This is a genomic window from Bradyrhizobium sp. LCT2 (assembly GCF_009931255.1).
GTDB lineage: Bacteria > Pseudomonadota > Alphaproteobacteria > Rhizobiales > Xanthobacteraceae > Bradyrhizobium > Bradyrhizobium diazoefficiens.
Window position 1 is genome coordinate 6,385,181 of record NZ_CP034432.1, and the last position, 18,526, is coordinate 6,403,706.

Annotated in this window: 17 protein-coding genes; 2 read left to right on the top strand and 15 right to left on the bottom strand. The window is 62.8% G+C overall.

The window, feature by feature from the left end; translation table 11 throughout:
* Position 1: 1 nt before the first annotated feature.
* The 9 genes from EI171_RS30550 to EI171_RS30585 form a co-directional block, all read right to left on the bottom strand.
* Entirely contained in the window at positions 2–508 is a 507-nt protein-coding gene (locus tag EI171_RS30550; RefSeq protein ID WP_038965956.1) for a prepilin peptidase, read from the bottom strand.
* 103 nt (positions 509–611) lie between these two features.
* Entirely contained in the window at positions 612–959 is a 348-nt protein-coding gene (locus EI171_RS46835) for a hypothetical protein (protein ID WP_011086274.1), read from the bottom strand.
* A 657-nt stretch (positions 960–1,616) separates the two neighbouring features.
* On the bottom strand, positions 1,617–1,946 hold the full coding sequence (locus EI171_RS30560) for a hypothetical protein (protein WP_347341928.1): 330 nt from the start codon (positions 1,944–1,946) through the stop codon (positions 1,617–1,619).
* A gap of 124 nt (positions 1,947–2,070) precedes the next feature.
* On the bottom strand, positions 2,071–2,988 hold the full coding sequence (locus tag EI171_RS30565) for a DUF2950 domain-containing protein (RefSeq protein WP_161535517.1): 918 nt from the start codon (positions 2,986–2,988) through the stop codon (positions 2,071–2,073).
* A complete protein-coding gene (locus EI171_RS30570) occupies positions 2,985–4,640 on the bottom strand; it encodes a DUF3300 domain-containing protein (RefSeq protein WP_038965969.1) in 1,656 nt (551 codons plus the stop codon). Before EI171_RS30570 ends, EI171_RS30565 begins: the two co-directional genes overlap by 4 nt.
* Before the next feature lie 94 nt (positions 4,641–4,734).
* Positions 4,735–6,648: a HAMP domain-containing sensor histidine kinase gene (locus EI171_RS30575; protein WP_202633031.1), complete on the bottom strand. Its 1,914-nt coding sequence runs from the start codon at positions 6,646–6,648 to the stop codon at positions 4,735–4,737.
* 81 nt (positions 6,649–6,729) lie between these two features.
* Positions 6,730–7,014 (bottom strand): hypothetical protein, encoded by a 285-nt coding sequence (locus EI171_RS45915; RefSeq protein ID WP_371740282.1) that lies wholly within the window; start codon positions 7,012–7,014, stop codon positions 6,730–6,732.
* 101 nt (positions 7,015–7,115) lie between these two features.
* Positions 7,116–8,348, bottom strand: a complete 1,233-nt coding sequence (locus EI171_RS30580; RefSeq protein ID WP_161535519.1) for an HlyD family secretion protein — start codon at positions 8,346–8,348, stop codon at positions 7,116–7,118.
* On the bottom strand, positions 8,341–8,775 hold the full coding sequence (locus EI171_RS30585; protein ID WP_060913025.1) for a hypothetical protein: 435 nt from the start codon (positions 8,773–8,775) through the stop codon (positions 8,341–8,343). The genes EI171_RS30580 and EI171_RS30585 overlap by 8 nt, the downstream gene beginning before the upstream one ends.
* Positions 8,776–8,955: 180 nt before the next feature.
* On the opposite strand from EI171_RS30585, the gene EI171_RS30590 reads away from it, so the two are divergent.
* Both EI171_RS30590 and ppk2 read left to right on the top strand, forming a co-directional pair.
* Positions 8,956–9,408, top strand: coding sequence for a hypothetical protein (locus EI171_RS30590; RefSeq protein ID WP_011086265.1), 453 nt, complete (start codon positions 8,956–8,958; stop codon positions 9,406–9,408).
* 42 nt (positions 9,409–9,450) lie between these two features.
* Entirely contained in the window at positions 9,451–10,251 is an 801-nt protein-coding gene (ppk2, locus tag EI171_RS30595) for a polyphosphate kinase 2 (RefSeq protein WP_011086264.1), read from the top strand.
* A gap of 94 nt (positions 10,252–10,345) precedes the next feature.
* Here the strand turns inward: ppk2 and EI171_RS30600 are convergent, their stop codons facing one another.
* The 6 genes from EI171_RS30600 to EI171_RS30625 all read right to left on the bottom strand — a co-directional run bounded on the left by EI171_RS30600 (position 10,346) and on the right by EI171_RS30625 (position 18,493).
* Complete coding sequence (locus tag EI171_RS30600) at positions 10,346–10,813, bottom strand: hypothetical protein (RefSeq protein WP_161535520.1); 468 nt, start codon at positions 10,811–10,813, stop codon at positions 10,346–10,348.
* Positions 10,814–10,994: 181 nt separating this feature from the next.
* Positions 10,995–11,429, bottom strand: coding sequence for a hypothetical protein (locus tag EI171_RS30605; RefSeq protein ID WP_161535521.1), 435 nt, complete (start codon positions 11,427–11,429; stop codon positions 10,995–10,997).
* Positions 11,430–11,459: 30 nt separating this feature from the next.
* Complete coding sequence (locus EI171_RS30610) at positions 11,460–13,160, bottom strand: aspartate:alanine exchanger family transporter (protein WP_161535522.1); 1,701 nt, start codon at positions 13,158–13,160, stop codon at positions 11,460–11,462.
* Between the two features lie 13 nt (positions 13,161–13,173).
* Positions 13,174–15,927 carry a decarboxylase gene (locus tag EI171_RS30615; protein ID WP_028171958.1) on the bottom strand — a complete coding sequence of 918 codons (2,754 nt, stop codon included), beginning with the start codon at positions 15,925–15,927 and terminating at the stop codon, positions 13,174–13,176.
* 194 nt (positions 15,928–16,121) lie between these two features.
* Positions 16,122–17,813, bottom strand: coding sequence for a SulP family inorganic anion transporter (locus EI171_RS30620; protein WP_161535523.1), 1,692 nt, complete (start codon positions 17,811–17,813; stop codon positions 16,122–16,124).
* Positions 17,810–18,493: a YoaK family protein gene (locus EI171_RS30625; protein WP_028171959.1), complete on the bottom strand. Its 684-nt coding sequence runs from the start codon at positions 18,491–18,493 to the stop codon at positions 17,810–17,812. Before EI171_RS30625 ends, EI171_RS30620 begins: the two co-directional genes overlap by 4 nt.
* Positions 18,494–18,526 lie beyond the last annotated feature (33 nt).

Sequence of the window (18,526 nt, forward strand, 5' to 3'; positions counted from 1 at the left end):
GTCAAAGTCCTCGACTGAAAATGGTCCAAATGCCACCGCATGCTACGGCCACCCCGTAAGGCAGCGGTGCGTGTCGCAAGTGTCGCCACCGCTCGACCGCGTAGACGCGGCGCATGAGCGACGAGCCGGCGGGCGCGAGCCTGGGATATGGCAGGAGGCGCATCAGCAGATGCACCAGGGCGAGAATGCCGCCAGCCAATGCGGTAACGGTCAGCAACTGAATTACGCCCGTCAGCGGAAAGCCGATCGCCAACGCAGTCAGCAACTTGACGTCGCCGCCGCCAATTCCACCGCGCGTGTATAGGACAAACAGCAGCAGAAAGAGGATCGCGGCGGCTATCAGCGACTCGGCAATTTGGATCGCGTTGGGCAATTGAGTGACGATCCCGAGGAACGCCAGCACCAGACAAATTTCGTTTCGGATCAAGCGCGTCGCGACATCGATCGTTGCGACATAGAGCAACAATAGGATTTGCAGAAGCGAGGCTGTGGGAGCAATCCAATTCATCAAATGCACGCCTCAAAGAAGCGGAAGGCAAATTTGTTGGGGAGCACTCTTGCAGGAGGGGGGGCAGCCTGGATTGCCCCCCTCTGGCGTCAAAATGGCTGTATCAACCAGCGATGGCCGTAGCGAAAGCAGTGGTGATAGCGGTGATCCCGGTAGTCAGCGCTGCGCCGATCTGGCCACCAGCTCCGCCACCGAACACAGCACCGACTGCGCCAACGATACAAACTGCGACGATAATGTATTCGAACGACACCACGCCGTCCTGGTCCGTGCGCAGACGCTTCAACGCTTCTCTCGTCTCAATATAGTACGTCAACATAGGAGGATCCCTTCCTTGGAGATGACAGACTTCGGAATGTTCGTTGGCGAAAAACCCCTGCGCCAACTGGATTCTTTTATAATGTTCGCTCGGAGGGTTTCGCGTGCTCCATAGAGGGGTGATGCGGAGCATAAGGGGTACTCCTCGCTCGATTAACCATTTCGCCGAGCGGCCGGCGTTCGGTCGACGCGCGACAACGCGCTGGCGCTTGCCGATCGCTCAGCCATCGTGGGCATGACGATGCACGGCGTTGTCGATCGCAGAAAGAGCGTTGAGGAGTTGAACGCAATCGCGGACTGAGGGCGCTATTCAGCCGCCAATGTCGGTGCGCTCTGTTCTACCGATCGGCCGAATCCAGCCATTCCCGACCTTGAATAGCGGACAGCACCGAGATGACCAATCGCCGGCACTTCACACGAAGCACGGACAGCAGCTAGCGTACGCATTGGCGGACGTAATAGCCGTTGACCCGTATCCACTGGCAGGGGCTTGGCCGAGGCTCCTTGATGATTGTGTAGCCGTGGTAGTCGATGTTGGTTGGTGCGGTCAGGCCACGCCAGAATACTGCATTCGCGCTGGACGAGCTCAGGGTCATCGCTGCCCAGAGACAGGCCAGGGCGACACAGAATGGAAAGAGTGTTCGCATCAGCGTCTTCCGGTTTGGAATTGATTACCGTAGCTCGCTTATCCTGACTGCTCCCAAAGACGCTCGCAAGTCCGATCGCGACATGACGCGAGATGTGATCCGGTCTTGCGCAGGACCGGCGACAGCACCATTTCAAAACCGCCTCATCTCATCGTAATCGTGATTGCGCTGAGATTGGCGGCGAATTCCATGCCCGCCTTGGGACCTTGCAGCACGATCGTGACGCCCTTTTCGTTGCGCAGGTGAGCGCCGTTGATGCCGCCGACGAGGGCGGCTCCGCCGCCGACGGAGGTGTAGGTGCCGGCGAAATCGCGCACCTCTCTGATGCCTGACGCCCGCCCCGCCAGTCGCCCGACGGTTGCGCCGGCGGTGATGCCGAAGCTCAGGCCCGACACCCTGAAGGGATAGACGCGCCCTCGATAGGTCAGTACCCCGCTGCCGGCGCCACCGCCGATCAGCAATCCCGCCTTCACGATTTTGACCTCGACGTGACCACTAGCTTGCGCATGTGACGGCGTGGCGGGAATGATGAACGCGAGCAACGCGATTGCTGCCAGGTACCGGGCAATCCAACGCAGCCACGCTCGCCTGCTGCTCTCAGGGTTTTGCGGCATCGACCTTCTTCCAGGTCTGGTCCGGATCGAACAGCGTGATGCGCTGGGCGATAGACTCGGTGCGCTCTCCCAAGTCCTTCTGGTAGACGGTACCAGCGTGATTGACCAGGAAGGTCATGACGCCGGAATTGCCGTATTCGGCTGGCCAGGCGATCAGGGCGAAGCCACCGATCATCTTGCCCTTGACGACGTAGTTGAGAGCACCGCCGGGCGCATCCGCCCCTTGCCCCTTCAGGATACGGAAATAGTATCCATGATATGGGCTCGGCTCTACACTTCCGGCCTTATAGCCTTCGGCCGAGGCTTCCGCCGCCAGTGCACCGAGTGGGCTCGGGTCGCTATCGTCGCGCCAGAACAGGCCGTCCTTCTTGCCCGGGCTGCTGACGATGCGTTGCGCGTAGACGCCCACGCCCTCACCACGATCCTTGTCGGCATATTCATTCTGGGCATCGACATAGGCGAGCGCAGTCTGGATCGCGTCGAGCTCGTTGCGGCCGATGCGACGATAAAGCACTTCGATCCGTCCCTCGGCCGTGTCGAATTCCCAGCCGCTCTTTGCATTGACGAGTGGAATTGGGAACGGGAAGTCGTCCGGCCCCAGCATCAGCGTGGCCTTCTTGTTGCCTTCCGCCTTGATCGAATGCTTGGCATCATACATCGACGTGAAGCGCTGGCGTATGTCTGCATCGGCGACCTCGTCGCCGGACGAGACGATGTCGTCAGCAGCCCTGCCGAGCACCTTGAGAATATCGGCCGGACCTCCCTTGACCGCAGAGGCAAGCGCTGCCGCTGCATCCTCGGGCGTAGAAAAGGATTGCTGCGCGGGCGCCGTCGAACTCAGCAGTACCAGCGCCATGATGCCTGGCAACGCCGCGCGATGAAGTGACTTCAGAACATTCATGGCGCGACCTCCGCAGGGATCCTCGCACCACGGGCGAGCCAATCGCTGTAGGTTCGGAATTTCAATCCGAGCTTGTCGTAGTGGACAAGCAGATAACCGTCGTTGCCGCGGGTCACCGCCTCCGGCTTCACGCGTTCGACCTCCTGCGCCATGACACCGACATAGGCCTTGTGGCTGCCGAGATAGCTGAAGCGGTAATAGCCGAGGCCGTTGGCGAGATAGCCGAGCAAGACGACATCGTGCTTCAGCGCAATGTCGGAGCGCCGGCCGCCGCCGCCTCCCCGTCCGCCGCCGCCTCCTCGGAAACCGCCTCCGGCAGACATGCCGCCACCGCCACGCCCGGCGAAGCTCGCCCCACCGCCACCGCGAGGCATGCTCGCCATACTCGACCGCCCGCGGGCGGAGGCCGCTGCAGCCGCCCGGCCAGAGGAAACGTTCATGGCACCGCCGCGGCTACCTCCACCACCGCGATTGGCAGACGCTGCGCGGTTGCCGGCACCAGCGCCGCCGCGGTTGGCGGCCTTGGCGCGGTCACCACCGCCCTTGGCTCGATCGCCTCCGCCCTTCGCACTCCCCTTGGCGCGGTCCGCAGCGCCGGCGCGATCGCCGCCACCGGGCCGGTCCCGCGTACCCGCGCGGTCGCCGGTGCGGTCACCCGCTCGATCTCCTGCACGATCAGCGGCACCGGCGCCCGGACGATCCTTGAGTACCTGCTGGCCGTCGCGGCCGCGAAAATCCATCCGGTCCGCGGCGCCCGCCTTCAGATTGTTGTTGCCAAAACGCTGCTGAACATTGGTGTTGTTGTAACGCACGCCCTGGCGGTGCGCCGGATTGTGCTGCCAGCCATTTCCGATGTTGGTGGTCCGGTGATTGACATAGACGTTGCGGTTGCCCCAGTTGCAGCCGCCGCCCCAGTAATTGCCCCAGCGTCCGATCGCCCAGGCGGTCCCAAAAGCGAGCCCCCCCGCGATCACGCCTGCGCCGATATAGGACGGATACCCGAAGTAATAAGGTGGGTAGTCCGCGTAGGGCCAGGCCCCGTAAACGGTGGCCGGCTCGTAGTACGGCACGTACATCGTTCCCGGCTCGGCCGGCTCGATGACGACCACCTGCTTGTTTTCCTGCGTCTGAACACTGACCTTCTGCTGTTTGGTCGTAACGAGCTTCTTGTTGTCATAGGCCTTGGTGCGCAATCGCTGGATCGCATCCATCACGTCCGGCTGCTGCGCGAGCACGGCATCACCCAGGCTCTTGGTCCAATCGAGCTTGTCACTCATCATCGTCAGAACGTCCGCCGTGCTGGCGAGCGCCTTGACGCTGTCGTCCCAGGCCTGCTTCTCGACCTCGGTCTTGAGCGCATCGCCCTTCAGCGACTTGTGTTCTTTGAGCCAGCGATCGGCCTGCACCACTTCCAGCGGATAGGTCGACGCGGCCAGCACATTGGCCAGCAGCTCGTCAGGATAGAGCGCGATCGGCGCCACCAGTGCTTCGAGCTGCTCGGGCTTCAGGAGCTCGGCGCTTGGCGGAGCCTGGCTTGCCGCTTGCGGCTGAGCGGTTGGAGCAGCAGGTTTGTCGGCCGTCTGCGCCGAGGCGACGGACGGGATGGCCATCAACAGCGCAAGCGCGATCACGGTCCTGGCACAGCGAAGCATCACATCCTCCATCGGAGTCACAATTTGGAGGATCGGTCCGCGGCCCGACCGTTCTTTGACAAAGATCAAGGGAAATGGCTGCGTCCCGGCTGCGCTAATCGTGCTGCTGCAACGCGAAAGCCTGGCGCGCGATCGGGAGCTTGATCTTGAACAGCGTCCCGCCGGAGGGCGCGTTCGCGGCGGAAATCGTGCCGTGGTGCGCCTCGACGATGGTGCGGGCTATGGCCAGGCCCATGCCCATGCCCTGCGGCTTGGTGGTGAAAAATGGATTGAAAATGCTCTTGAGATCATCCGTCGCAATGCCGGCGCCGGTGTCGCCAACCCGGATCTCCGCCCAAGCACCGGAAACGTTCGTCGTTACGTTGATTTCGCGTTTGCCTGTCTGAATTTCGGACATCGCGTCCAAGGCGTTGACAACGAGATTGAGAACAACCTGTTGCAGGTGAATCGGATCGCCCCGGACACAAAGTTCGGCCGTCGCCGGAAGGTAGTTCAACACGACGCCGCGTCCCTTGGCCACATCTGCGACGAACCCGATGACATCCCGCACGGTATTGTTTAGTTCAAGGTCTCGAATTTCAAAGGGCGTTTTTTTCAGCATGCTGCGCAGCCGTCGAATCACTTCGCTTGCCCGCTGATCGTCGCGCCTGATGTCGGCCAGGATGGCTCTGAGTTCATCGAGGTTCGGCGAGGCGCTCTTCAGCATGAGCTCCGCCGTCTCGGCGTTGGTCAGGATCGAGCCGAGCGGCTGGTTCAGCTCGTGCGCGATGGAGGTCGTCATCTCCCCGGCGGCCGCATAGCGGCTGAGATGCGCGAGCTCCGCCAGGCGCTGCCGCGACTCGACGTCCGCCAGACGGCGCCGGCGACGTTCGTGGAGTAGCCCGCTGATCAGCCCGGCCTGGACTAGGAACGCTGCTGCGATCATTGCCATTTGCCAACGATATCTTTCCCAGAGCCCCCGCTCGCGAAATAGAACCTCGCTTCCCGTCGGCAAATCGCTCTCGCTGATGCCCCAACGCTGCATCTCGCGCCAGTCGTATCTCGGCGCGGCAAATCCGATCGGTTCGATCTTGATGTCGCCCGGCTTTTCGCCCGCGAAGATGCGAAGCGCCGCGCTGACAGTCGCCTTGCTGGACTCGGATATCGAGTGCATCGGGCCGCCGACGGTCTCGCGGCCAAAAAATGCTTCCTGATAGGAGAAGATCGGCCCGTTGGCGACCGCGTGCAGCCGGCGCAATGCTAGATCACCTTCGTGGGCGACGCCGACACCATCGACCGACATCAGTTGCCAGAACAGCACCGTATGTGGAGGCAGCGTGGAGGCGCGCTTCAATATCTCCTCAAACGACAGGTCTGCGTACCAGATTAATTCGAACCGGTCCTCGAAGGGCTTAGCCTCCCGTTTGACTTCGTCGAGCCAGAACTTCTCCAGCGGCGAGGCGCCAATGACGACGGCAACGGTCCGGGTTTCCGGCAACACCTGAAGAATGCTGCCGAAGAATGCTGTGAAGTCGTTGCGAACCGGAATGACGACATCGTTTTGGGTCAGTGCCCCCCGGTTCACCAGCCGCTGCTCGACCGCCGTCATCACCAGCGGTGTATCCGGGAAGAGCTGCTCGCGATATTTCTGAACGAACCGCGCCGCCGGCGCTCCGAGGCTCATCACGAGGTCGGGCGGACTGGCCCGGTAAAGCGAGCGCAGATAATCGACGAACGGCGCCTCCGGTCCGGGACTGTTGAACCGCGCTGAGAGAAGCGTGTGCTCTTGGATGTCCAGCGCAAACGAGGATTGCTGTTCGAACTCGGCCTTGATGCTCCGGGCATATTCGCTCCAAGGACGAAAATCCCGGCCGAAGGAATGGAGCAGCAGGAGCCGTTTTGGCTCGTTGCGATCGGCGGCAAGGGCCGCCGGCACCATTGCGCCCCAGACCAGCAAACACAGACTGAGACGTGCAACGATGATCGGCCAGCTTGACTTGATCGGGGCCATAGCGATGCGCCCGCTCATGCTTTCTCCACGAGAGTAACCGCCTCCCGGCCACACTCTAGCGCAAATCGTGCAGGCGCCAATCTTCCTCGCGCCATCGCATCAGCAGCGCGTTGTGACCCGGGCGTAGGCGTCCACGACCTGCACGCAGGACGAGCCATAATAGGCTCCCGCCGCACCCGCCGCTGCGCCAGCAGCCACCGCCCGTCGGGTCGTTCGACGGGCCACCCCGGCATAGCTCATGGGGGTCAGCGGCCGCCCTACTCTTGCCTGCGCCTCTGAGAAGAGGGCGCCGTCAGCGAGACGGTTTGTCCCATTCATGGACAATCCCGCGGCAAGGGCGAGTGCCGCGGACGCGCAAACGACGAATTTGCGCGACTGGGTCACTTCTTCGCTCCTGACGGTGTGCCCGGTGTAATTTCGTCGAAATCGGCCATGGCAGCGGAGTCAAGGTCGACCTTGCTGGCGCCCGCGGGGGGCTCGCCGCATCAATGTCCGCTCAGAACGAGCGTCTTGATCGGTAGCAGCAGCGCCTGGATACGTAGCAGCAGCGCGTGCACAAGGCCGACGCCATCGACCACATGCAGCGCGATCTTGCGGAAGGTGCCTGTGTCCTTTGCGCTGATCTCCTCGTGATTGCTGGTATAGGCGTTGACAATGCAGCTGCTGCCCGCCGTCACGCCATCAAGGCCGCCGTTGTAGAGCGGCTCGAGATAAACCAGGATGGTGCCGGGCCGCGCGATGTTCTGCGGATCGATCAACTGTTCGCCGGAGCGGAACTGTCCGGCCGCGATGTAGTCCTGCACCGTCGTCACAACCATCGGGATGATCACCCAGGGCTTCGAGATGCAGGTGGCTTCGGCCAGCATGCCTTCCTTCATCACCTGCGCCTCGATCTGGCCGAAGCCCGCCTGTAGGGCCCCGCGGCCGGCGCCTTCCGGGATCAGCACGCCGGCCGGCCGCATCAACTGGTTGACGACGTCGCCGGTGCGAACCAGGAACTGCTCGACACGGCCGTCTACGCCGGCGCGAACGACGGTTTTGTCGAGATCGACCTGGGCCTGAGCCAACGCCGCTTCGGCGCTCGCCTTCTGCGCCGGAATGAGCGTCGAGACCTGCAAGGCCGCTGATTGCTTTACGGCTGTCGCCGCGTCAACGCCGGCCTGGCGCTGATCGACCAGCACCTGAAGCTTCTCGATGTCGCGCTGCGGCACGATGCCGGGATTGCGGCGCTGAAGGTCGGACTTGGTGTCGAGCTCATCCTTGGCTTGCTGATAATTGGCTTTGGCCTCCTGGATCTGGGCTTCGGCCCTGACCACGTCGGATTGCGCCGCCAACATGGACGCTTCGACCTCGGCGACCTTGCGCGCGGCGGTCTCGAACGCGGCCCGCTGCCTGGAGCTGTCGAGCATAAACAGCACGTCACCCTGCTTCACCGGTTCGCTGAAACCAACCTTGACCTCGGCCACCCGCCCCGCCCCTTCGGGCAGGATCGGCACGGTGCGGAAATAGAGCGCGGCCGACGTGGTGGAAGGATGGAAGTAGAAGATCATGGTGATGAGCGACACCGTCAGCATCAGGCAGCCCGTGATGCCCCATCTCAGCTCGTACCAGATTGAGAAGAAGGTGATCTCCTTGCCGAAGCGCTTGCCCTGGGCATAGCGGCGGTAGAGATAGTCGGGCAGGATCGTGAGGAGAGAGCAGAACATGAGCTCAAACATGGCTGTGCTCCTTCTCCTTCGCGGGACCGGATTTCCCCGTCGGCGGTATACCGGCCCCGGCGTCCGATCGGGACTCGGCCACCACGTCGCCTGCTTCGCCCGGCGTTGCGTCAGCAATCCTCTCAACGGAGCCGGCAATGCTGCGCAGCGGCGTGCCGAAATCGGGGAGATCAATCAGCGCAAGCAACAGGCCCGCCACCCAGAAGATATGCATATGGGTAAAGAGCGAGATCAGGCCGAGCACGGCTACGAATTCGAATTGCAGCTTCTGTGACTTGTGCGCCATCCGCTCGGGCAGGCTATGCAGTTTCCAATAAAGCGTGCCAACCCAGAGCACGGTACCGATCAGGAAGATGCCCATCACGACCATCAGCGTGTCCACCCCGCTTCCCGGCGCGAGATAGAACGGCAGATGATGCGGGGCCATCGGATGAAGCTGCTCGCTCAACGGTCTCTCCCTTTCGGCCCGCGTGTTCACGTCAATGCGGCGAATGCAGTGTCGGTACCGGGTCTCGCAATTGCTTGATCTGAATCAACGGACCTGGAGCGGCCCTACCTAGCCTCGCCTGAAAGCCGACGCGCAACAGCCCAATAGGAGCCGCCCGCCATGCCCGGCATCGATGACCTCATCCCCAGTGCCACGCAGATCCGCAAGGAAGCAGCCCTCAAGGAGGCCGAGAAGGCGGACGAATATGCGCGGCTTGCCGCCGCCGCCGAAGCCGAGAAACGGGCCCTGATTGAACGCCTCAGCAAGCCTTCTGGCAAGACCGAAGAGGAGAAGGTCAAGCTCGCCTCGACCATCATCCAGCGTGCGGTGCGAAATGGCTTGACCGAGGTTCAGGTCTATCGCTTCCCCAACACGCTATGCACCGACAAGGGCCGCGCCATCAATCAGATGGAGAAGGGCTGGGAAAGCACGTTGACCGGCATCCCGAAGGAAATCTTCCAACTCTGGACCGACCATCTGAAGCCACGCGGCTATCGCATCGCCTACCAGATCATCGATTTTCCCGGCGGCGTGCCGGGCGACATCGGCATCACGATTTCCTGGGGTGATTGAGCGCGGGACCGCCAGCTGAGACCTGACGGCGAAAGGGCGAGCATGGCCAAGGACAAGCCTGCCGAGCGGATGAAGCGCAAGGACTACGAGAAGGAATTGGAGAAGCTCCAGGTCGAGCTGTGTCATCTCCAGGACTATGTCCGAGCGAACAAGCTACGGGTCATCATCCTGTTCGAAGGCCGCGACGCCGCCGGCAAGGGCGGTACGATCAAGGCCATCACCGAAAAAGTCAGCCCGCGCGTGTTCCGCGTGGTTGCATTGCCGGCGCCATCCGACCGAGAGAAGACGCAGCTCTTCTTCCAGCGCTACATGCAGCAGTTTCCCGCCGGCGGCGAGATCGTGATCTTCGACCGGAGCTGGTACAACCGCGCCGGCGTCGAGTATGTGATGGGGTTCTGTACGCCCGCCGAGCACGAGCGCTTTCTCTCGCTCTGTCCGCAGATGGAGAAATACGTCATCGACGGCGGCATCATCCTGATCAAGATCTGGCTGGAAGTGGGGATGGACGAGCAGGAGCGTCGTTTCAGAGCCCGCATCGACGATCCGGTGCGGCAATGGAAGTTGAGCCCGATGGATCTGGAATCCTATCGGCGCTGGTACGACTATTCGCGGGCCCGCGACCTGATGCTCAGGAAGACGAGCACCAAGCACGCGCCATGGTACATCATCCGCTCCGACGACAAACGCCGCGCAAGGCTGAATTGTATCGCACATGTGCTGAAGTCAATTCCCTGCAAGCGCATCAAGAAGGACAAGGTCAAATTGCCGAGGCGCTCGGACAAGGGCCGCTACAATGACCAGGCAAGCTTGCGCGGGATGAATTTCGTCGCTGAACGATATTGACGAGGATCGGGCCGCGCGATGATGCGGCCCGATTGCTCGACGCCGGAACCCTCACCGCTGACGGACCACCGTCCCGACCGTCAGCAGCGCGTTCTCAGTATCGATACTGGCTAGGATACTGCGGACAGACCCAATTGCCGTAGGTGTCCTGATAACAGCCATTGTTGTAGTTGTTGTTGTAGTATCCATAGGCTCCGATTGCGGCGGCCCCGGCGGCGGCACCGTAGGCTGCGCCGCGGTAGCCGTAGCGGGGATAACCGGCGACCGGGCGGCCTGGCCGACCGGCAACGGGGTAACCTGGACGGCCCGGACGACCGGCGATCGGATGGCTCGGTCGCGGGCCTCCGACGCGATAGCCGCGCCCGCCACCGCCGTGGATCCGTCCGGCGTGAACCGCGCCGCCACGATAGCCGCCCCCGTGAAAGCCCCCGGCCCGCATGCCTCCTCCACCGCCGCGATAACCGCCACCACCGCCGCCACGACGGGCGTAGGCATCATCGGGGATGAGAGTAGCGGTAAGAAGAACGAACGCCGCAACAGCTGCGAGAAGATAACGAAGCATGGCTAGTCCTCCCTCGATATTAGGGTGCCGTGATCCGCCCTTCGACGATGCCTCGCGAAATCGCGGACGGCACCCAATGGCAATATGTCCGGCGACTCCCTGGCTCGACCTCGGTCAGGAGGGACGCCGCCCCTCGACCGCGCGCATCGAGCCGCGCTGAGGCGGCCCGATCGCTTAGCGTCTACTTCAAACGTATGGTCACACCACCCACGGCAGCCGACACTTCGGCGCCGACCTTCGGACCGCTGAGCTGCAGGATCACGCCGTTGGCGTTCTGCAGTTGAACGGCTCCCGCACCCGCCGCAATGGCGCCACCTGCTCCGCCCACCGCGTAGGAGCCCTCGATGGATGCCGGTCCCCTCAAATTGAGGGCGCGGCCAACCAGCTTGGTGGTCGAGGCGCCGATCGTGAAGCCGACGCTCATGCCGGATACGGTAAAGGGATATTTCTTACCCCGAAGGAGCAGAACACCTTCCCCACCGCCGACGCCGACGATGAAGCCACCCTTGGTGAAGACGACTGCCACCTGCCCGGTCTCGGCATGCGTCGACGTGCTGGAACCGAGGGCTCCGGAAAGGAGAGTGGCGAGCGCGGCGCAAGCAGCAAGTCTTTTCATGTCTGTTGTCCCTTGAATGAAGATGCCGCGCTATTGCGCCAGGATCATCGCGAAGTAACCGAATACCGTGAGCAGGATGCCCGAGACGGCGTAACCGACCGGGAAGCCAATCCAGGGCACCGAGCTCTGGATCTCGACCGCGGCCTCGCGACACGGCCCCGAATGCGAACGAGCACCGGCGACGCCGCCCATCAGCACGGCCGGGTTGATCTTGAAAACGTGGAAGCCGATCGCCCAGACGATGAAAGGCGGGATCGTGCAGGCGATAAATCCGACGATGAAGATCTTCAGCGCCACCGCGCCCGTAAGCTGAGCCAGCAAGCCCGCGCCTGCATTAACGCCGACAATGGCGACGAAGACGACGAGACCGAGGTCCTCGAGCACATTCCGCGCCGCATTCGGCGTGTTGCCGAAGAAGCGCAACCGGGAGACCAAGGAGGAGACGATCACGCCTGACAGCAGGAGGCCGCCGGCATTGCCGAGGCCGATCTTGGCGCCGAAGGCCGGAAACTCGATCATGCCGATCAAGAAGCCGATGATCATGCCGACGGCGAGCGTCAGGAGGTCGGTCGAGGTGTTGGTCCGCGCAATGCGCCCCCACATCTCGCCGAGCTCGTTGACGGCGGACTTCAGGCCGACCACCGAGACGATATCCATCCGCTGGAGCTCGGTCTTTAGACCGGCCGGGATTGCAACGCCACCACGCTCGACCTTGGTGACCTGCAACTGCCCAGCGATCGCCGTCTCGCGGAAGGATTCGAAGGTCCGTCCGACCATGTTCTTGTTGGTGATGAGAATGTCCGCTTGATCCATGGGAATGCCCAGCACCTTGGCATCCGCAACCTCCGGCCCGATCAAGCCCATCTTGTCGGTCAGATGCTCGGTCGAGCCGCCGAGCGCGACGACGTCGCCCTTCTGCAGCACGAGGTCGGGATCGGCTCCCAACAATTCGCCGCCACGCGCCACGTTGACGATGCGGTACTCGGGATTGACCTTGCGGAATTTGGCGATGCTCGTGCCGAATTGCGCCGAGTTTTCGAGCCGGTAGGCGCGCAGTCCGAACTGCCGATAGCCAGTGAGGCCTCCACCCTCGAGATCCTTGACGCCAAAATCCTGCTCGTACTTCTTGGCTGCGGCCTTGGCGTCGACACCCCACCAGCGCGGCAGATACTTGCAGATCAGGATGATTCCGACGGTGCCCCAGATGTAGGTGATGCCATAGGACAGCGCGATCATGCCGGACGCCTCTTCGGGCTTCATGCCCTCAGGCAGCTTGACCACACCGGAGGTGATCGCCTGTTCGGCCGAACCGATCGCGGCCGACATGGTCTGAGAACCCGCCAGCATGCCGCCGGCCGCGCCGGTCGGCAGTGCGAACAATCTCGCTCCGAGCACGACAAGCGTCAGTCCGATCACGCTCGACACCACCGCCAGAATGCAGAATTTGAGCCCGTCCCCCCTCAGACTGTTGATGAAGGACGGTCCCACCCGCAGGCCGACTCCATACATGAAGAGATAGTAGAAAAGGCTCTTGGCGAAATTGTTCAACTCGAGCTTGACGCCGTAAGTCGAGGCCCAGACCGACAGTCCCGCGCCGACCACGATGGCGCCGGCGACCATGCCGAGGCCGTAGCCCTTGATGCTCGCCCGCCCGATATAGACTGCCAGGCCGACGACGAAGAACAGCAGCAGATACGGATTCTGCTGCAGAAAGGTGAAAAAGCCCTGCATGTTCGTCCCCTGTTTACGAGGCGGCCTTCAACTTCGGCTGCGCGCCGGGCTTGGGCCTGCCGATCTTCGCCAAGGCTTCGGTCCGCACGAGCTTCAGGCCTTCCTTGGCGTCGTAGCCATGGATTTCCTTCACATCGAGCTTGCGCATGAAGTCGATGGTCTCCTGGGTGATGACCTGACCCGGCACCATGATCGGGAAGCCCGGAGGATAAGGAATCACGAAACTAGCGGAGACCAGGTCGGGACCGGCCTTCAGGCGCCGGTCGATCTCGGGATCGGCGAGCCGGATGTACTCGCATCCTGCCGCGTCATAGGCCGCGTAGAAGCCACTCCGGATATCACCTTCGTTGGTTTTGGCGCCGGCATCGCCGCGGAAACTCTGGTGGAAATGCGAGAAGTTCGGCAAGTCGGGCACGTCGGTCATCAGGCTCTTCACCCGCGCCTCGAAGGTCTTCTTCGCATTGGCTCCGCCTTGGGTCAGGCCACGGTCGACCTCACCGGCGATCTCCGCCAGCACCCTGACGAGATGTGCCACGTCGCTGCGCGTGTTGTTGATGTTGGACTGGAGCAGCACCGAGTTGCGCGAGGTCTTGTTGACCTGGATGTTGTGGTCGTTCGCTAGGATGCCCTTGAACTGCGTGCCGTCGAAGCCGGCCGTGCCGCACACCAGCGTCATGCGGGTTGGATCGAGGCAAAACTCGTCGTCGTCCAGGCTCTTCAGGGCACTCGCCCAGTTCGTTCCGGCCGCCAAATAGTCGGTAAACCCGCTTTGCCGGTATTGTGCCGGCACCATGGCGTCGGCACCGAGGATACGGAAATATCTCGAGATGAGCGGATTGGTGTTGACTGCCTGTCGGATGGCGAGCGCGATCTCGATCGCATTGGCCACGAGACCGTAACCCTCGAGCTCCATCTGGCGCCGCGAGACGTCCAGGCTCGCGATCAGCTGCTGGTTCGGACTGGTGGAGGCGTGCGTGAACACGGCTTCCTTGAACTGCTGCTCGACCGTGTGGAATTCGACGTCCTTGACCGCCAGCATCGAGCCCTGCCGGATCGCCGACATCGACTTGTGGGTCGAATTGGTCTGGTACACGCGAAGACGAATCTGGCGCGGATCGGGGATCAGCCGGGTCTTGAGCAGCACCTGGTCCGACGGATTCTTGCCGAGCTCGGCCTGCTGCGCCTCGTAGGCCGTAACCGATTTCGGGTCGTGCATCCAGGCTTCGATCTCGCTAGCGGCGCCCATCGCGGTGCGCCGTCGCAGGAACGGCGAGAAGCGCGCGAAGCCGAACCAGGCCTCGTCCCACAGGAAGATCAGGTCGGGCTTGATGGCGAGGCACTCCTCCATCACCCGGCGGGTATTGTAGATATGACCGTCGAAGGTGCAGTTGGTCAGATCCAGCAGCTTGACGCGGTCGAGCCGGCCGTCGGCCTTGGCGCTCAACAAAGCCTGCTTGATGGTCTTCAGCGGCACGGCGCCGTACATCGAATATTCCGTCATCGGGAAGGCTTCGACATAGAGCGGCTGCGCGCCGGCCAGCACCATCCCGTAGTGATGCGATTTGTGGCAATTGCGATCGACGATGGCGATGTCGCCCGGTCCGATCAGCGCCTGCACCGCCATCTTGTTCGACGTCGAGGTGCCGTTGGTCACGAAGAACACGCGATCGGCGCCAAGTGCGCGTGCGGCCTTGTCCTGCGCCTTCTTGATGTTGCCGGTCGGCTCCAACAGGCTGTCCAGGCCGCCGGTGGTCGCGCTGCTTTCGGCCAGGAACAGGTTCAGGCCGTAGAACTCGCCCATGTCTCGGATCCAGTCCGACTTGAAGACCGATTTGCCGCGCGCGATCGGCAGCGCATGGAACGTTCCGATAGGACGCTGTGCATATTTCTTGAGATTGTCGAAGAACGGCGTGTCATAGCGATCCTGCACCCCTTCAAGGATCGAGAGATGCAGTTCGAGCAGCTCCTCGACCGAATAGAAGATCCGGCGGACGACGTCGGCCTCGGGATTTCCGGCCATCTCCTCGACATTGCGATTGGACATCAGATAGAGGTCGAGCTCGGGGCGGACCCGCTTGATGATATGGGCGAGCCGCAGCGCCGAGGCATCGGACTCGTCTTTCAATCCGGCCGACGCGGTCATCGCGCGGAGTACGGGCGCGTCATGGCGCGAGCGCAGTGCAAAGCCTTCGTTGATGACGACAGCTGCAAGATTGGGGTTCAGCATAGCGGCGCAAAAAGCGTCTTCGAGGCTGCCGACGATAACCGGTTCATAGGCAAACTGATCAACCGGACGCCGAAGCTTGCGCCATTCGTTGGCGAGCGCGGGCCAACTTCCGGACGTGAGGCCGGTGACGATCAACGTCTCGAAATAGGGACGGCGCGCCGCGTGCGGACCGAACATCTGCGGCACCAGATCGGGCGTCTCGCCGTTGCCTTCGTCATTCGTATTCCAGTCGCCCGCATGCTGACGGAACGATCTCGTCGTCAGAGCCTGCGCCAACCGTGTTGCGAGCGCCAGCGAAGTCGCCGCATCACCAGTCGTGGCTGCCTCCCGCAAGGCTGCCATGAGCTGCAAGCCAGGATAGCCGTGAAATTCCTCCGTCACGGAGAGATCGGCCAGCGCAGCGTCATACTTCGCACGGTCTCCGCCACGGGACCATGCTTTGGCCGCGTCGACCAGATCGCGCCAATTGTCCGCCCGTCCGCCGGGCCCGGAGAAGAACTGATCGATGCGCTGCTGCGCAGGCTTGGCGTCCTTGGGCATGTCTCTCCCCATCCTTGGCTCTTGAGGCGAAGGTGATGGCGGATCGTGGGTATCGCGCGGGAGAGCTCCATTGATCCAAGTCAACGGTCGCGCATGAAATCAGTCGGCCTGCGAGCAGCGTGCACGCTTCGCGATGCAACACGGACGCGCGACTGAACGAAAGTCGCGCCGGAGATCGGCAAATGTCCCGGGCGCTATCTGGCCTGGTTGTCGCCGAGCACGTTGTCGAGCGAGCGCAACCATTGCCCGCTGTCGGTCCTCTCGGCGAGCCCCTCGGCGCGCAGCAAATCGCGCAATTGCGCATGCGCGCCGGCGATGCAGAACGCGACATGGCGTGACGCAAGTTCGTCGTGGAGATTCCGGAGCATATGCGCGCCGGCCAGATCGATGTAGGGCGACGCCGAGAGGTCGCAGGCAACGAGCCTGACATCCGACGACCTCTGGAGCGCATTCAGAACGACGTCCAGGATCATCTCGGCATTAATATAGAGCAGCGAGGCTTCGGGGCGGAACGCGATGATTCCAACCAGCGGCTCCACGTCCTCGTGCCTGGCGCTGTCGGAGTACCGGCCGCTGCCCGGGAGCCTGCCGAGAAATGCCACATTCGGCTGTGACGCGCGCGCCAGCAGCAGGAAGATGGAGGCGATCGACGCCAGCAGGACACCTTGCAGGATGCCGAGCAGCAGGACGGATACCAATGCGATCACCGCCGCGTAGAAATCGATGCGGCTGACGCGCCACATCCGCGCCAACGTACGGATGTCGACGAGCCGGTACACGGCGGCAAAGACGATGGCGGCCAGCACCGCCTTGGGCAGATTGGTCAGTAGCCCTGTGAAGAACAAGAGACACAGCGCCAGCGTCCCAGAGCAAATGACCAGCGCCAACGGTGTGCGGGCACCCGCGCTGTCGTTGACGGCGGATTGCGACAACCCGCCAGCCACAGGATAGCCATGACCTAAGGCCGTAGCGAGATTGGCCGCACCGAGGCCCAAGAACTCCTGCCTGACGTCAAGGCTGTCACCATGCTTGGCGGCGAAGCTCCGAGCCGCCGAAACACCCTCTATGTAGGCGAGCAGCACACATCCGGCGGCAAGCGGAAAGAGATCGTCGAACTCCAGCAGGCCGAACGTGGGCAAGCCAGGCACCGGCAGGCCCTGGGGGATTCTTCCCGTCACGGGCACGCCGAGAGCCGGCAGACCGAGCGCGGTTGCCACCGCGATCGCCAGCGCCACAACCGCGATCCCGACCGGCCTACCGGGGAGCAGCCGCTCGCCGGTCAGCAGAAGCAGGAATGCCACCAGACCGACGGCGAGCACCAGCGGATTCACGTCACCGAGCTGCCCGGCGAGCTCAATGCCGCGTTCGAAGAAGTCATGGCCTCCACCGGCAACACCGAACAGGCTCGGCAGCTGGCTCATGATGATGGTGAGCCCGGCGCCAGCCTTGAAGCCGACGAGAATGCTGTCGCTGACCAGACGGACGAGGACGCTGAGCTTGCACAGCCAGGCGATGAGGCACAACACCGCGACCGCGAAGGCAGCAAGACTTGCAATTTGCCCATAACGCACCGGATCGCCCGCGGCGAGCGGCCCTACCGTGCCCACGATCATCAGCGAGATTGCCGAAGTCGGGCCGACCGCAAGCTGGCGCGACGAGCCCAACAAGGCGTAACCGAAGCCGCCGAGCATGTAGCCGTAGATCCCGACCTGCGGCGGCAGCCCGGCCAGCGCGGCGTAGGCCAGCGATACCGGAATTGCGTAAGCGGCAAGCGTGACGCCGGCGACAGCATCCGATGGCAACCACGACCTGCGATAGGTCGCAAGCCAGCTCGACGGCGGAAAGTACCGCAACCAGCTCCCCTGCAGCCCAGACGGGGCGCTCATGCGCGGGCCTCGCTGCGATCCACCTCGCAGCGCAGCAACACGATCAGCAAGGCGATCACGGGCATGCCGAGCGCCAGGTTCGGAAAGGACTTTGTCGCGAAGGCCCCGACCGCCGCTCCCACGCCGAACATGACGCACAGCGCTGCAAACATGCCCGAGCGGCGAAGCGGTCCCGGCGGACCTCCGCCGACGACCGCCGCAAACGCGCCCTCAATCGCCTGGCGCATGTTACCGGTGATCATCACCGAACTGTAGACCACGCCTTCGACCTTGGTGAAAATTGCGGTCTGCATCGCCGCGACAAAGGAAATGCCCAGCGTGCCCGCAAGATCGGGCAGCCGGTTGTGCAGAATTCCGATTGCGATCAGAAGCAGTATCTCGATCAGCGTGCTGATGACACTGGCCCGATCTCCCGTCGCGTGGCGCAGCCATGCCGCAACCAGGACACCGATCGCAAATGACAGGATCGGCGGCACGAAATGGAGCGCCGCGGCCCAATTGCCCACCGAACCATAGACCCAGAGCAGGACCAGATTGGCGGTCTGGGCATTCGCCATGACGCCGTGGATCATCCATGTGTAGGCGTCGAGATAGCCGCCGGCGAAGGCGAGCAGCAGCGCGACCTCAAGCGCCTCATTGCGCCGCAACGATGCGCTCGCAGCTAGATCCAGAGTGCTCATGGCGCGGACTTCGGATGTCGCAGATCCTGCATC